The sequence below is a fragment of the Cupriavidus sp. SW-Y-13 genome, assembly GCF_009793345.1.
Lineage (GTDB): Bacteria > Pseudomonadota > Gammaproteobacteria > Burkholderiales > Burkholderiaceae > Cupriavidus.
Genome location: NZ_WHLX01000002.1, coordinates 387,658 through 403,044 on the forward strand (window position 1 = coordinate 387,658; position 15,387 = coordinate 403,044).

General features: G+C 61.3%; 13 protein-coding genes. 9 read left to right on the forward strand and 4 right to left on the reverse strand.

The window, feature by feature from the left end; all coding sequences use genetic code 11:
* Positions 1 to 52 precede the first annotated feature (52 nt).
* The 4 genes from GA566_RS17605 to GA566_RS17620 all read left to right on the forward strand — a co-directional run bounded on the left by GA566_RS17605 (position 53) and on the right by GA566_RS17620 (position 4,454).
* On the forward strand, positions 53 to 784 hold the full coding sequence (locus GA566_RS17605) for a glutathione peroxidase (RefSeq protein WP_160473521.1): 732 nt from the start codon (positions 53 to 55) through the stop codon (positions 782 to 784).
* Positions 785 to 985: 201 nt separating this feature from the next.
* A complete protein-coding gene (locus tag GA566_RS17610) occupies positions 986 to 2,392 on the forward strand; it encodes a dihydrolipoyl dehydrogenase (protein ID WP_160473522.1) in 1,407 nt (468 codons plus the stop codon).
* 205 nt (positions 2,393 to 2,597) lie between these two features.
* On the forward strand, positions 2,598 to 3,173 hold the full coding sequence (locus GA566_RS17615; protein ID WP_160473523.1) for a TetR/AcrR family transcriptional regulator: 576 nt from the start codon (positions 2,598 to 2,600) through the stop codon (positions 3,171 to 3,173).
* A 120-nt stretch (positions 3,174 to 3,293) separates the two neighbouring features.
* A complete protein-coding gene (locus GA566_RS17620; protein ID WP_137927320.1) occupies positions 3,294 to 4,454 on the forward strand; it encodes an OpgC domain-containing protein in 1,161 nt (386 codons plus the stop codon).
* Between the two features lie 6 nt (positions 4,455 to 4,460).
* Here GA566_RS17620 and GA566_RS17625 read toward each other — a convergent pair whose 3' ends face one another.
* Complete coding sequence (locus tag GA566_RS17625) at positions 4,461 to 5,345, reverse strand: LysR family transcriptional regulator (protein ID WP_160473524.1); 885 nt, start codon at positions 5,343 to 5,345, stop codon at positions 4,461 to 4,463.
* Positions 5,346 to 5,466: 121 nt separating this feature from the next.
* On the opposite strand from GA566_RS17625, the gene GA566_RS17630 reads away from it, so the two are divergent.
* Positions 5,467 to 6,585, forward strand: coding sequence for a muconate/chloromuconate family cycloisomerase (locus GA566_RS17630; RefSeq protein WP_160473525.1), 1,119 nt, complete (start codon positions 5,467 to 5,469; stop codon positions 6,583 to 6,585).
* Positions 6,586 to 6,623: 38 nt separating this feature from the next.
* Positions 6,624 to 7,592, forward strand: a complete 969-nt coding sequence (locus tag GA566_RS17635) for a tripartite tricarboxylate transporter substrate binding protein (protein ID WP_160473526.1) — start codon at positions 6,624 to 6,626, stop codon at positions 7,590 to 7,592.
* A gap of 113 nt (positions 7,593 to 7,705) precedes the next feature.
* On the opposite strand, the gene GA566_RS17640 is transcribed toward GA566_RS17635, so the two are convergent.
* From GA566_RS17640 to GA566_RS32915, 3 genes are all read right to left on the reverse strand, one after another.
* Complete coding sequence (locus GA566_RS17640) at positions 7,706 to 8,836, reverse strand: IS481 family transposase (RefSeq protein WP_160473112.1); 1,131 nt, start codon at positions 8,834 to 8,836, stop codon at positions 7,706 to 7,708.
* Between the two features lie 219 nt (positions 8,837 to 9,055).
* Positions 9,056 to 10,138 carry a calcium:proton antiporter gene (locus GA566_RS17645; protein WP_137927316.1) on the reverse strand — a complete coding sequence of 361 codons (1,083 nt, stop codon included), beginning with the start codon at positions 10,136 to 10,138 and terminating at the stop codon, positions 9,056 to 9,058.
* 127 nt (positions 10,139 to 10,265) lie between these two features.
* A complete protein-coding gene (locus tag GA566_RS32915; RefSeq protein ID WP_171020486.1) occupies positions 10,266 to 10,436 on the reverse strand; it encodes a hypothetical protein in 171 nt (56 codons plus the stop codon).
* Positions 10,437 to 10,914: 478 nt separating this feature from the next.
* On the opposite strand from GA566_RS32915, the gene GA566_RS17650 reads away from it, so the two are divergent.
* The 3 genes from GA566_RS17650 to GA566_RS17660 are packed head-to-tail and all read left to right on the forward strand — an operon-like array spanning position 10,915 to position 15,162.
* Positions 10,915 to 13,077: a type I secretion system permease/ATPase gene (locus tag GA566_RS17650; RefSeq protein ID WP_160473527.1), complete on the forward strand. Its 2,163-nt coding sequence runs from the start codon at positions 10,915 to 10,917 to the stop codon at positions 13,075 to 13,077.
* Positions 13,078 to 13,088: 11 nt separating this feature from the next.
* The gene (locus tag GA566_RS17655) at positions 13,089 to 14,510 is read left to right on the forward strand and encodes an HlyD family type I secretion periplasmic adaptor subunit (protein WP_237380453.1); all 1,422 of its coding nucleotides are present in this window, start codon (positions 13,089 to 13,091) and stop codon (positions 14,508 to 14,510) included.
* A gap of 55 nt (positions 14,511 to 14,565) precedes the next feature.
* Positions 14,566 to 15,162, forward strand: a complete 597-nt coding sequence (locus GA566_RS17660; protein WP_160473529.1) for a hypothetical protein — start codon at positions 14,566 to 14,568, stop codon at positions 15,160 to 15,162.
* The last annotated feature ends 225 nt before the right edge of the window (positions 15,163 to 15,387 follow it).

Below are 15,387 nucleotides of genomic sequence, written 5' to 3' on the forward strand. Positions count from 1 at the left end.
CACTCCATCGCCACAACACGTGGCGCCCCAACCAACCCAAGGAGCTATACCCATGCTGCAACACCGTGAAGGCCAACGCGTTCCCAACGTCACTTTCCGCGTCCGTGAAAACAACGAGTGGAAGGACGTGACCACGGCCGATCTGTTCCATGGCAAGACGGTTGCAGTGTTCTCGCTGCCCGGCGCCTTCACGCCTACCTGCTCGTCGACGCACCTGCCGCGCTACAACGAACTGGCCCCGGCCTTCCGTGCCGCTGGCGTGGACACCATCCTGTGCGTGTCGGTCAACGACACCTTTGTGATGAACGAATGGGCCAAGGACCAGGAGTCCGAGAACATCGTCATGATCCCCGACGGCAACGGTGAATTCACCGACGGCATGGGCATGCTGGTGGACAAGGCCGACCTGGGCTTTGGCAAGCGCAGCTGGCGCTATTCGATGGTGGTTCGCGACGGCGTCGTGGACAAGATGTTCATCGAGCCGGAAGAGCCGGGCGACCCGTTCAAGGTGTCGGACGCCGACACGATGCTGAACTACATCGCCCCGAACGCCAAGCGTCCGGATCAGGTGGTGGTGTTCTCGAAGGTGGGCTGCTCGCACTGCGCCAAGGCCAAGCAACTGCTGTCGGACAAGGGCTTCGAGTACATCGACGTACCGCTGGACAACAAGATCCGCGGCAAGGTGCTGGGCGCCATGGCCGGCAGCATGACTGCACCGCAGGTGTTCATCAACGGCAAGCTGATCGGTGGCGCCGAAGCGCTCGAACAGCATCTGGCCGCCTGATCGCCTGATCGCAACGATCCTCCCCCCGCCCGGGCCCGGTTCCCCCGACCGGTGTCCTGGGCACTTATTCCCCCGCAACGTCCCGGCAGTCGCCGGACCCGATGGCACCGCACGCTGCAAGGCGGTCCGGTGCCATCCCATCCGCCGATTGAAATTTTTCAAGCCGTAGCAGGCAGCATCACCCGATTCAGGAAACGCATCATGAAAACGATTCAGACCGACGTGGCAGTGATTGGCGCAGGCACCGCAGGGCTGGCCGCGTATCGTGCGGCCATCGCCGCCGGCAAGCGCGCCGTGATCATCGAGGGCGGCGAGTATGGCACCACGTGCGCCCGTGTGGGCTGCATGCCGTCGAAGCTGTTGATCGCTGCCGCCGAAGCCGCGCACGAAGCGCGCCACACTGCAGCGTTCGGCGTGCACGTGGATGGTCCGGTGCGTATCGAAGGCCGCGAGGTCATGCAGCGTGTGCGCAACGAGCGCGACCGCTTTGTCGGATTCGTGGTGCGCGGCACCGAGAGCATTCCGGAGGCGGATCGTCTGCGAGGCTTCGCGCAGTTCATCGACAACACGGTCCTGCAAGTGGGCGATGACACTGTGGTGCGCGCCAGCCGCGTGGTGATTGCCACGGGTTCGCGTCCCGCCGTGCCGCCGTCGTTCAACGTGTTCGGCGACCGCCTGATCATCAATGACGATGTGTTCTCGTGGGAAGACCTGCCGCGTAGCGTGGCCGTGTTCGGTCCTGGCGTGATCGGTCTCGAACTGGGTCAGGCGCTGTCGCGGCTGGGCGTGCGGGTCCGTGTATTTGGTGTAGGTGGCGGCGTGGGTCCGTTGTCCGATCCGGCGATCCGCGCCTACGCAGCCGAAGCGTTCAATGCGGAATTCCCGTTGTTGCCGGATGCCCGTGTGACCGACATGCGCCGCGAAGGCAACGAAGCCGTCATCGCGTTCGAAACGCCGAGTGGCAATGTAGCGACGGAGCGCTTCGACTACGTGCTGGCCGCTACAGGTCGTCGTCCGAACGTCGACAAGCTCGCACTCGAGAACACAGCCTTGAAACTCGATGCGCGCGGCGTGCCGGTGTTCGACCCCATCACGCTGCAGTGTGGCGATGCCCCGGTGTTCATCGCCGGCGATGCCAACAACGTGCTGCCGCTGCTGCATGAAGCATCCGACGAAGGCCGCATCGCGGGCGAGAACGCGGCGCGCTGGCCGGACGTGCGAAACCTGACCCGACGCGCCCCGATTGCGGTGGTGTTCTCGGACCCGCAGATCGCGATGGTCGGCAAGCGCTTTGCCGATCTGACCCCCGGCAGCTTCGTCACTGGCGAAATCAGCTTCGAGGACCAGGGCCGCAGCCGCGTCATGCTCAAGAACAAGGGGCTGATGCATGTGTACGCAGACCGCGCCACGGGCCGCTTCCTCGGCGCCGAATGGCTCGGCCCGCGCGCCGAGAACATCGCCCACCTGTTGGCCTGGGCGTATCAGCAGGACCTCACCATCGCGCAAATGCTGGCGATGCCGTTCTACCACCCGGTGGTGGAAGAGGGTTTGCGGACTGCGCTGCGGGATGCTGAGGCGAAGCTGGTGAAGTTGGCGGAGGCGGCTTAAAGCAGGTTTGCTTTCCCGCTGGTTTGCTCCCCTCTCCCACAAAGTGGGAGAGGGGCTGGGGGAGAGGGCGGGCAGCTCTGCTTGCCGATAACGCAATTAGAACCGCTGGCCCTCTCCCCCGACCCCTCTCCCGCGGTGCGGGAGAGGGGAGCAAACAGGCAGGTGGAGATACAACAATACAGACCTGTCTACTATAATCCCCTCCATGACCACCCCATCCGCCCGCGATCGCATTCTCGATACCGCCGCCCGGCTTTTCTACAGCCAGGGCTACCGCGCCACCGGCATCGACCGGATCATCGCCGAGTCCGGCGTCGCCAAGATGTCGCTGTATCGGCATTTCCCGTCGAAGAACGACCTGATCCTCGAGTATCTTCAGCGGCGGCACGATCAGTGGATGACATGGTTCGAGGCCGGCGTGCGCAGCCGCCTCGCACAAAGGCCCAATCTCGATGTGTTCGCCGATACATTGGGCGAGTGGTTCGCTACAGACGACTATCGCGGTTGCGCCTTTATCAATATGGTGGCCGAGACGGGCAGCGGGGCGGGTGACGATCCGCGACTGCTGGAGGAGTCGGTATCGCACAAGGCGTCGCTGCAGGATTTCGCCCGCGACATCGCGGCGGAACTGGGGCTGGCCGAGTGCGAGGCCGTGGCAGCGGAAGCCATTCTCTGCATCGAAGGCATGATCATTCGCGCGCAAACCACACACGATGCGTCGGTCGTGGATGCCGGACGGCGCACATTGACGCGTCTGCATGCCGCATACGTCTCCTTGTAAGGACGGCGTAACGCGCTGAAACATAGCCATACAAGGTAAACCCTGATGCCGCGTTAAAATGCGTCTCTCAGTTGCCGGCCGCCCCATTTTTGTCGCGCCGGCGACGTTCGGGATGCTCCAGTGAATGCACTCAACAACGCCCGGCGCACCGAGATCGATCTGATTCGCGGCATCGCGCTGCTCTTCATCGTGGTCGATCACGTCAACGGCAGTGTGCTGGCCGACTATACGATCCGCAATTTCCAGCTCTTCGACGCTGCCGAGGTGTTCGTCTTCCTGGCCGGCTATTCGGCCGGCGCCGCCTATCTGGCGATGGAAGCCCGCGACGGTGCCAGCGCCGCGCGCAAGCGCCTGCGCCGCCGTAGCTGGGAAATCTACAAGGCGTTCGTGCTGACCGGCGTGCTGATGCTGCTGTTCGGTCTGGTGCTCGCGCTCTGCAAGGTGCCGGCCCCCGCCGTGCGTGCCACCGAAGCGCCCGACTTCATGGCCCAGCCAATCGCCACGGTCTTGCAGGTAATCGGCCTGGCGCGCCAGCCTTTTGTTTCCGATGTATTGCCGATGTACGCCGTGTTCATCGGCGTGGCGCCGCTCGCCATTCGTTGGGCACGTGCGCAGCCGCTGGCATTTATCTGCGGCAGTGTCGCGCTCTGGCTGATGTCGCCGGCGCTGTTGCCGCTGCTGCCGAGCAGCGAGCCGCGCGGCTGGAGCTTCAACCCCTTCGCCTGGCAGTTGATGTTCGCCATGGGGTTGTTGGCACGCCTGCGTCCGGACTTTATCCTGCCGCAGCAGACCATCGTGCGTCGCGCTTTCACGGGCGGTGCCGTAGTGGTGGCGCTGGTGTGCATGGCCGCCGCCTATCTCTGGATGCGTCCCCACGTCTATGAAACCTGGCTGCCCGCATGGGTGCCGACGATGGTCTTCCCGCTGCCGAAGCAGAGTCTTGCCGCGCTGCGCGTGGTCAGCTTCCTTGGCCTGGCATGGCTGGTCTATCTGGCCGTGCGCGCGGGATGGGTGGAGCGCCTCGCGCGATTCATGGGCCCGGTGGTCCAGATCGGCCGGCACAGCCTGTTCTGCTTCGTGCTGGGCGCCGTGGTCTCGGTGGGGATCGAAGGATTGACCTACGGGTTTGCTGGCGGCCGACCCACACGGCCGGTGGCGCTGACCGGGGACATCGTCGCCGTGGCCGTGCTGCTGCTGGTGGGCGGCTGGTATGGGCGCCGCAAGGATGCGGCCAAGGTGGCCGCAAAACTGAAATCGAAATCGAAGATCGTGTCGGCCTGATTCCCGTCAGGCAGCGCCCGTCCGCGAGCGCACCCAGGCGATGGCCCGCTCCAGATGGGCCGAAGTGTCGCCGGCCCGGTAACTCATGATCACGGGCGAGACAAAACCCGGCGCATCAATCGGCACGTAACGCACGTCGTCCCGGTGCAACCGTTGCACCGAGGCCGGCACCAGCGTGATACCCAGCCCGGCTGCGACGAGTCCCAGCGCAGTCTGCAATTCATTGGCTTCCTGCACGATTTTCGGCTGCAGCCCCTGCATGCGAAATAGCGACAGTACGTGATCGGCATAGCTGGGCCGAGGCCGTGCGGGGTAGAGGATCAGCGGCTGCCGCGCCAAGGCGTCGGCATCAAACGGGCCGGCTGGCGCCGCCGCCGTGGCGGGCATGGCGGCCACCAGAGACTCGGCCATCACCGCCTCCTGAACGATGGCCGGATCGCTGAACGTCAGTCGGCCAAAGGCGAGGTCGATGCGGCCGGATTTGAGCGCGTCCAATTGCTGCACCGTAATCATCTCGGTCAGTCCAACTTCCACACCGCTGTCATCGCCGCGCAATTCGCGGATCAGGTCGGGCAGCACGCCATACAGCACCGACGGCACGAAGCCGATCCCGAACCAGCGCTTCTCGTTGCGGCCAATGCGCCGCGTGCCATCGAGTGTCTCTTCCAGCCGCTGCGTCAGTTGCAGCGACTGCTCCAGCAGGAAACGCCCGGCCTCCGTCAGCCGCAGCCCGCGCCCGATACGGTCGAACAGCGCCACGCCGATTTCTTCCTCGAATTGCCGGATCTGCCGCGATAGCGGCGGCTGTGCCATGTGCAGTCTTTCCGCCGCACGCGTCACATTGAGTTCCTGTGCCACCGCCTGGAAATAGCGCAGATGACGGAGTTCCATATCCCTTGCTCCTTCCCTTCGATCTATACCCTGCAGGTATCAATCGAGACATCATCGGTCTTGGACACCCATTGCGTCAACGGCCATACTCGACTGCACAACGAATCCGTATGGAAAAAGTATGACCACGACGATTTCTTCCATTGAGGCCATCCTGGTGGACCTGCCCACGATCCGGGCGCACCAGTTGGCCATGGCCACGATGCAGCAGCAGACGCTGGTCATCGTGCGCATGCGCTGCAGCGACGGGGTGGAGGGGATCGGCGAGGCCACGACGATTGGCGGCTTGTCCTATGGCGACGAGAGTCCGGAAGGCATCAAGCTGACCATCGACACCTACCTGGCGCCCGCACTGGTGGGCGAGGACGCCGCCAACGTACACGGTGCGATGGCACGACTGAACAAGGTGGCGCGCGGCAACCGGTTCGCGAAATCGGCGCTGGAATCAGCCATGCTTGACGCGCAAGGCAAGCGCCTTGGCGTGCCGCTGGTCACGCTGCTTGGCGGCGCGGTGCGCGAGACCTTGCCGGTACTCTGGACATTGGCCAGTGGCGATACGGGCCGCGATATCGAGGAGGCCGAGCGCTTTCTGGCGGAGCGTCGCCACAACACCTTCAAGCTCAAGATCGGCCGGCGCAGCGTGCGTGACGATGTAGCGCACGTCTCGGCGATCAAGCGGGCGCTGGGCGATCGTGCCCGCGTGACCGTGGACGTGAATCAGGCATGGAACGAGGCCGATGCGGCCACGGGCATCGCGATGCTCGAAGCGGCTGGCATCGACCTGATCGAGCAACCCACGCCACGCGACCATCCCGCTGCGCTGGCGCGATTGTCCCAGCGCTTTGTGGTGCCGATCATGGCCGACGAGTCCGTGACTGGCCCGGCCGATGCGATGGAACTGGCGCGGCTCGGCGCCGCCGACGTCTTCGCGCTGAAGATCGCCAAGTCCGGCGGCATCTTCGGCATGCTGCGCACGGCGGCCGTGGGCGAGGCGGCGGGCATCGCGCTCTATGGCGGCACGATGCTCGAAGGCGCGGTGGGCACCATTGCTGCCGCGCACGGCTTCTGCACGCTGCCACAACTGGCATGGGGCACCGAATTGTTCGGGCCGCTACTGGTGAAGGACGATATCGTGACCGAGCGTCCCGTGTATCGCGACTTCGCACTGCACCTGCCCACTGGGCCGGGGTTGGGACTCGACATCGACGAAGACAAGCTCAGACACTATCGTCGCGCCTGAGCCGCTGACAGAACAAAGCAACAAGGAACGGAGACAAGATGAAATCGCTGCACACATTCGCCATTGCCGCATCGCTGCTGTTCGCGGCTGCCGCACCGGCCCACGCTGCCTACCCCGATCATCCGATCCGCTGGGTGGTGCCGTTTCCGGCCGGCGGCGCGATGGACAACATCGCGCGCACGCTGGGGGAAGACATGTCGAAGACACTGGGCCAGGCTATCGTCGTGGAGAATCGGCCGGGAGCTGGCGGCAACATCGGCGCCGAACTGGTGGCGCGTTCGCCTGCAGACGGCTACACGATCATCATCGTCGCCAACGGCATGGCGGTGAATCCGGCACTGTATGGCAAGCTGGCCTATGACCCGGTCAAGGATTTCGCGCCGGTCTCGCTGCTGGCCGTGGTGCCTAACGTGCTGGTGACCAACAAGGCGAAGAACTCCGCGAAAACCGTGGCCGAGGTCATCGCCAATGCGAAAGCCAAGCCCGGCAAATACACCTATGCATCGGCCGGCAACGGCACGTCGATCCACCTCGCCGGGGAGCTGTTCACGTCCATGGCGCAGGTAGACCTGCTGCATATTCCGTACAAGGGATCGGGCCCAGCCATTACCGATCTGCTCGGCGGGCAGGTGGACTACATGTTCGACAGCATCACCTCGGCCAAGCCCCATATCGACAGCGGCAAGCTGACGCCCATCGCCGTGACCACGAGCAAGCGCTCGACGGCGTTGCCGAACGTCCCGACCGTGGCCGAGGCGGGTGTGCCAGGCTACGAACTGTCCCCGTGGTTCGCGGCATTCGTGCCCGCGAAAACGCCGCAGCCCATCATCGACACGTTGAATCGCGCAATGGTGGATGCCCTGAAAAAGCCCGCTGTGCAGCAGAAGCTGGCCGGCATCGGCGCAGAACCGATCGGCAGCACCCCGGCCCAGTTGAAGGACCATCTGGCCAAGGAAACGGTCAAGTGGGGCGCACTGATCAAGGAGAAGGGGATTCGGGCGGATTAAAGCGACTTCTCTCCCACTGATTGTTTTCTCCCCTCTCCCGCACGCGGGATGTACAGACCGGAGACATGGGTAACAGGTGTTCGGAGACATGGGTAACACGTGATCTGCGCGTATCACAGTACGCGCAGGTCGAGTTCCCCTATCTCAAACCGGCTGAACCAGATGCCGAAGCAGCCGTCCTCCTTCTTTGGGCGTAGCGCGATGCGCTGTCCGATGAAAGCCTTGCCAATCTTCACGCGTCGTCTCCGCACTTCTATCCGCGCGTTGCTGCCCACTTTATAGACCAGGTCCGTCGACAGGTACTCCACTTCCGGCAGCGATTTGGGATAGGCGATGGTGCTGGCACGGTAGTGCTCGAGCGGCACCTCCATCTTCAGCGCCTCGTGCGGGCGCTGGCCGTTGTAGCGTTCGCGATAGTGATCAAATGCACGCTGGGCTTGCGCGTTATCGACAAAGCAGCGGTCCTGCAATAGCTCGACCTTGAGCGTGCGATGAAAGCGCTCGTCCTTGCCCTGTGTCTGAGGATGATATGGGCGCGAATGACTGACGGCGATGCCCAAGCGCATCAGCCACACCGTCAGCGCCGTATAGCCCAAGCCGTCCGCACCTCCGCCCCAGGGCGGTCCGTTGTCCATGGTCATGCGCTGTGGCAACCCATAGCGCTGGAATGTCGCGATCAGTCTTGGCTGGACCGTTTCGCCGCGCTCATCGCCACACGCAGCCAGGCACAGGCTAAAGCGCGAATGGTCATCGAGTACCGTCAGCGGATGGCAGTGCCCGTGGCGGTTGGGCACATGGCCTTTGAAGTCCATCTGCCACAGGTCGTTGGGCTGCGCATGCTCGAAGCGCCGGAGCGGCGCCTGCGCAGCGGCCATGCCTTCGCCCAGTCGGCCGTGGCGACGCAAAATCTCGTGAACGGTACTGGGCGCCGGCACCCAGGCCGTGCCCTCGTTGTGCAGCAATCGCGCCAGCTTGCGAGCGCCCCAATAGGGGTTCTCGTCGCGCAGCACAACGATCCGCTGCTCGATGTCCTCGTCGGTCCTGGCGGGACTCAGTTCCGGCCGACGGCTCTGGTCGGCGAGCCCATCCGGGCCTTGCCCGTCATACCGCTGCAGCCACTTGTACAGCGTCTTGGGCGAGATGCCGTAGCGCCTGGCCAACTCGCGACGATTCGCTCCCGGCTGGCTGGCCAGCACCATTAATTCCCTGCGTTGATCCATGAGTGACACTTCCTTCCACGGCATGGCAGGTCTCCCAAAAGACACTGCCAGCCAGTCTAGATGTGTTACCCATGTCTCCGAACAGGTGTTACCTATGTGTCCGGGCTATACACGCGGGAGAGGGGCAGGGGGAGAGGGCAAGAGGCTCTGCTTGCCGATCACATCAAAACTTGCACCGCCGGCCCTCACCCCCAACCCCTCTCCCACTTCGCGGGAGAGGGGAGTCAAGTCAGAGGGAGTGGATCAAGGCACCACCGTCAAAAACAAATACGCCGCAAAAATCACCAGATGCACCACCCCCTGCAGGATCGTCGTGCGACCCATTCCCAGGGTCAGTGACGCGACGATCATCGTCAGGAACAGCAGCACCATTTCTTTCGCACCCAGCCCCAGTTCCAGCGGTCGGCCGAGAAACACGAAGACTGCGGCCACCGTAGGAATCGTCAAACCGATACTGGCCAGTGCAGACCCCAGCGCCAGGTTCAGGCTAGTCTGGATGCGGTCGGCGCGCGCGGCGCGCAGGGCGGCGAGCCCCTCGGGCAGCAGCACCAACGCGGCAATCACCACGCCCACCACCGCGGGCGGCAGGCCCGCGTCTAACACGGCGCGCTCCACCGATGGCGACAGCATCTTGGCCAGGGCCACCACGGCCACCAGGCACACGATCAGCAGCACTGCACTGACGGCCGCCACCTTGCCGGGCGGGGGCGGCGCATGCACGTTCTCGTCGCGGCTGCCTTCCACGAGAAAGTAATCGCGATGGCGGATGGTCTGCACGAAGACGAAGCAGCCATACAACACCAGCGACATCACGCCGGCAAAAATCAACTGCGAGGAAGACAGCACCGGACCCGGCGTCGTGCTGGTGAAGTTGGGCAGGACCATTGTCAGGCCAAGCAGCGTGACGAGAATCGCCATGGCGGCGTTGGCACCCGGCGCCTGGAACGCCTGCTCGCGATGATGGAGCGCGCCGACAAACAGGCACACCCCCACGATGCCATTGCAGATGATCATCACGGCGGCGAACACGGTGTCTCGCGCCAGTCCCGCTTTCTCGGGGCCGGACGACAACATCACCGATACGATCAGCGCCACCTCGATCACCGTCACGGCAATCGCCAGCACCAGCGTGCCGAATGGCTCGCCTACCTTGTGCGCCACGACCTCGGCATGGTGCACTGCGGAAAATACTGCCCCGGCCAACGCGGTAGCCATCAGCGCCACCGTCCATCCCTGACCCGTCAGAAGAATGCCCAGGCCAAATGCGACCCAGGCGGCCAGCGGAGACCAGACGGTCCACGCCGGCAGCTTGTTGGAAGTTGCCATTGCTCTTGATTCCTTGCTTGTTATTGTCACTCGCGGGCGCGAGCGCAGAACCCGCAGGGCGCGGGCGCAAGTTAGTCAGGCAGCGGGGAGGGGCCGCAGTTCCCCAAGGGCGTGAAGTTTCGGGCGCTCAGTCTGAGGAAGCGCAACCCGAAGCCGATTTCACATCGTTGGCGGCACGGTCCGGCGGCGCGGGATCGAACTCGCGCAGCGCGGGATGGTGGCGGTAAATCCACCGTGCCGCGACGATGATGACGGCGAGAAATGCGAGGACGTATCCGACAAAAGAGACAGCATTCATTGTTCTGACCTGAGTGGATGCGGCTCTGATGGCCGGTGGCCGGTCAGTATGGGTGGCGATTCCTGCAGAAAACACCCTCTATTGGTGGGGCGAAGGCATCACCCAAGTGGGGGCTGCGGGTGATGAATGGAAGCTTCCGATCTACCGCGCTGTGTGGCAGGACGGCGGCAGGCCACTGCGGTGTCCCTTGCTGCTTTCAACCGTCCCGCTCTTTCCGCAAGCTCCGATTTTTCCTACCTAGTAGAACTCGCGTGTGTGGGCAAAAGCGGCCGCATTACTACGACTGCGTTCCAATAATCGTATAAATACTATCAAATCAAGTGAAATCTAATTCTGTATTTAATATTGCTTATTTAAAATTATTGAATATTGATGTAAATCACATTGTGAATATTGAATAACATTTTCTTGTGTGAAATAGTGCACCGCGTTCGCCGTAGGTCACTGGGACAATGGGCACAAAAATCAGACAAGAGTCATGAGGCAAGAATCCTCGCTTCCGGTCTCGTTCGGAGAAAGCAATGAGGACGCGGGTGCGGCGCAATCGGACACCGGTCTGGAATCACTCTGCCTGATCGCTCGCTTCCACTCCATCCCGGTGGAATCCGATCAGATTGCACATCAGTTTCGAGCAGCGGAGCGGCTCTCGACGTCAGAATTGATTCTCGCAGCGCGTCATCTCGGCATGTCCGCCAGGTCGACGCGTATCCGGGCGGACCGGCTGTCTAAGGCCGCGCTCCCTGCCATTGCGGTCGGGCGGGATGGTTCCTTCGTCGTGTTAGCACGCGTCGACGAGGGCAAGTGTTTGATTCATGACCCGAGCGCGCACCGTCCCGAAATTCGAGATGTCGCAACGTTTTCTGAGTGGTGGACGGGGGAATTGGTTGTTCTTGCGTCGCGCGCATCGTTGGCTGCCGAATTGAGCAAATTCGATTTCACATGGTTTATTCCTGCGGTCATCAAATATCGGCGACTGTTTGTTGAAGTGGTAGTTGTTTCTCTGGCCTTGCAACTATTCGCCTTGGTCACTCCACTGTTCTTCCAGGTGGTCATGGACAAGGTGCTGGTACACCGAGGGCTGACCACCCTTGACGTGATTGCTTCCGGCCTGCTTGTCGTGGTTGTGTTTGACGTGATCCTGTCTGCCTTGCGAACGTATGTGTTTGCGCATACGACAAGCCGCATCGACGTTGAACTCGGCGCCAAACTGTTCCGCCATCTGTTGGCCTTGCCAATGAGCTATTTCCAGGCACGTCGTGTCGGAGACTCTGTTGCCCGGGTGCGAGAACTGGAGAACATTCGCAGTTTCCTGACAGGGAATTCCATTACGGTTGTGCTGGACCTGCTGTTCTCGATCGTATTTCTGGCGGTGATGTTCTATTACAGCGGCTGGCTGACGCTGATCGTCCTGATTTCTTTACCGTGCTATGTCGTGCTGTCGCTGCTGTGGACGCCACTGCTACGTGCTCGATTGCACGAAAAATTCAATCGTGGTGCGGAGAATCAGGCGTTCCTGGTGGAAACCGTTAGCGGTATCGATACGGTCAAGGCCATGGCCGTGGAGCCGCAATGGACGCGCAAATGGGACAACCAGCTTGCCGAGTACGTCAACGCAGGCATGCGGACAACGGTGATCAGTACGGTAGCCAATGGCGGCATCACCCTGGTCAGCAAACTGGTGACAGTTGGCACGATGTATTTCGGTGCCAAGCTTGTAATCGAGGGCGATCTGACCGTCGGGCAACTGATTGCGTTCAATATGCTGGCTGGCCAGGTGGCCCAGCCCATCATGCGGCTGGCGCAGTTGTGGACCGACTTCCAGCAAACAGGTATATCGCTGCAAAGGCTTGGCGACATCCTGAACACGCGGACCGAAACAGTCGGCAGTCGCAGCAGCATGCCAGCACTAAAAGGTGCGATAGCGCTTCACGAGGTGGTGTTCCGTTATCGACCGGATATGCCTGAGGTGCTGCGCAACCTGTCACTAAAGATCGTGCCTGGTGAGGTCATTGGCGTCGTAGGGCGCTCGGGATCGGGCAAGAGTACGCTGACCAAGTTGATCCAGCGCATGTACACCCCGGAGCAGGGGCGAGTTCTGGTGGATGGCATCGATCTCGCCCTGGTCGATGCGACTTCGCTGCGGCGCCAAATCGGCGTCGTGCTCCAGGACAACACCCTTTTCGCGCGTTCGATTCGAGAGAACATCTGCTTGACAGATCCGGGTGCTCCGCTCGAAGCCGTCATCCACGCGGCACGACTGGCCGGGGCGCATGAGTTCATCTCCGAACTCCCGGAAGGCTACGACACCATCGTTGGCGAGCATGGCGCAACGTTGTCAGGAGGACAAAGACAGCGCATTGCCATCGCCCGTGCCCTGATTACCAATCCACGCATCCTGATTTTCGACGAAGCGACCAGTGCGCTCGATTACGAGTCGGAACGGATCATCCAGGACAATATGAAGTCTATCTGTCGAGGCCGGACGGTGGTGATCATCGCGCATCGTCTGTCTGCGGTACGCGAGGCGAACCGGATCATCGTGATGGAGCGCGGAAGGATCGTGGAGACAGGTTCGCATCATGAACTGCTTGCCACTCCCCACGGTCACTACGCGCGGCTTCACGCCCTGCAGGCGGGTTGAGCATGCGGGCGATGAAACTGAAGCTTGCCGCTATCGGCGAATTGGTGGCGCGGCACAACCGTGTTTTCGGCCACGCGTGGCGTGAACGAAAATCACTGGATCCAGTCGGTCGAACGCGAGGTGAAGCCGAGTTCTTGCCCGCAGCCCTGGCTCTGGTCGAGACGCCCCTGTCTCCCGCGCCGCGAGTGGCGATGTGGTTGCTGATGGGCCTTGCGGTAATTGCGTTGACGTGGGCCATCTTCGGCAGGATCGACATTGTGGCAACTGCGCAGGGCAAGATCGTGCCCAACGATCGGACCAAGCTCATTCAGCCACTGGAGACTGCGAAAGTCGTGGCCATCCATGTGCATGACGGGCAGCAGGTGAAGGTTGGGGACGTACTGATCGAACTCGATCCCACCGCCGCGCATGCCGATCAGCGCCGGCTACAGGTAGAACAGGTGAACGCGACACTCCAGGCCGGACGCGCGCGAGCCATGATGGATGCGTTGACGGGAAACACCCAACCCACGCTCGAACATCCCGCCGGGATTCCCGAGTCCGAGTACGCAGAGGCATTGCAACTGCTGGAAGGACACTTCGCCGAGTACGCATCCCGCCGTGCCCGGCTCCAGGCGGATCTGCGCCGCCGTGAAGCAGAGCGCCAGTCCACACTTGAACTGGTGCGCAAGCTCGAACAGACGGTGCCACTTGCACAGCAGCGGGCGAGAGACTTCAAGGACCTCGTCGCGAGGAACTTCGTATCCAAGCACGGCTACTACGAGCACGAACAGGCGCGAATCGAACAAGAGGCCGATCTGGCAGCACAACGCAGCCGGTTGAATGAAATCGATGCGGCCATTGCCGAGGCGCGCAGCCAGCTATTGGCACTCACAGCCGAAACCCGGCGATTGCAACTCGACAGCTTGCACGAAGCCCAGCAGAAGCTCGCTGCATTGACGCAGGAACTCCGCAAGGCGGATATGCGAACCACGCTGACGCAACTGGTGGCACCGGTCGACGGCACCGTGCAACAGCTTGCCGCCCATACGGTGGGCGGTGTGGTGACCGAAGCCCAGCCGCTGATGATCATCGTCCCGAAAGACAACCCCATCGAAGTCGAAGCCTTCCTGGAAAACAAGGATATCGGCTTCGTCGCAGCGGGCCGTACCGCCACGGTGAAAGTGGAGACATTCCAGTACACGAAATACGGAACGATTAACGGCACCGTGATGTCGGTCTCCGACGATGCGATCAACGACGAAAAGCGCGGATTGATTTACGCATCGCGTATCCGGCTCGACACCGCAGAAATGCTCGTCGACGGGCGCAAGGTCAGATTGTCACCCGGTATGGCGGTGACTGCTGAAATCAAGACGGGAAAGAGGCGGGTGATCGAGTATTTCCTTTCTCCGTTAATGGCGCATGGGTCGGAGAGTTTGCGGGAACGGTAGAGGCGGCACCGACCAATCTCTCAGGTAACTGGTCGCAAATTTCGAGGAGCTGTTTATGGTCAAACTCAAGAATGAGTCGGAGCGGGGCACTGATAGAAGTTGCAAGAAAAAGCTGTGGCGGCTGATTACCGCCGTCTACGTTGTTCCATATCTGATTTTGGCAGCTATTGCCATCTTCTGGCCTGCTGACTCCGCATTTCTCGGCGTTGATTTCAGAGATGGCTGGGTTACCAACGCGGTGCCATCTATTTCGGGTTATGTCGCTCAATCAGCGTTCCCTGCGGCAACCGCGGCCTATTTTGTGTTGTCCGGATTATTGTCCTTGCCCTATCTAGTTATGGGGTTACGTGATCCTGTTGCTGTGATGAGTTTCGGTTCATATCAGAAAGTCGAAGAAGGGAAGAGAAAATATAACTCGCGGATTATGCCGGTGCGTCTGCTTTCCTTTGTTTTCTGCATCTTCGCAATCTGGGTTATGTGGGCGCAGCCTGGATATCAGTTTGATTCTATTCCGGTTCATGAAAACCGGTGGGCCTTGGCATTGGGCGGAGTGTTGCTCAGTTTTTTCCCCGTGGCCTGCATATTTATAAACTCTGCTGGACTTTGCGTGCGGTACCTGATGAACCTAACTCTTTCGGATGAGTGTCGGTAATTGAATATGCATAGTGCGATCCTAATGAGTTTCTCAATTGTCTTGGCGATATCAGCTCATTCAACTCTAATGCATTTTTACGCAGATGATGAGGTGGTTATTCCTCTTTGGAGATTAATTTTTCCTTCTCCTTCAAGAGGGAAAATTGTTTCGATACTGTGCGCAGTATTGAGTGGGTTTTTCCTGTATGGGGCGATTATTTTATTGGATAACCCTATGAGTTGG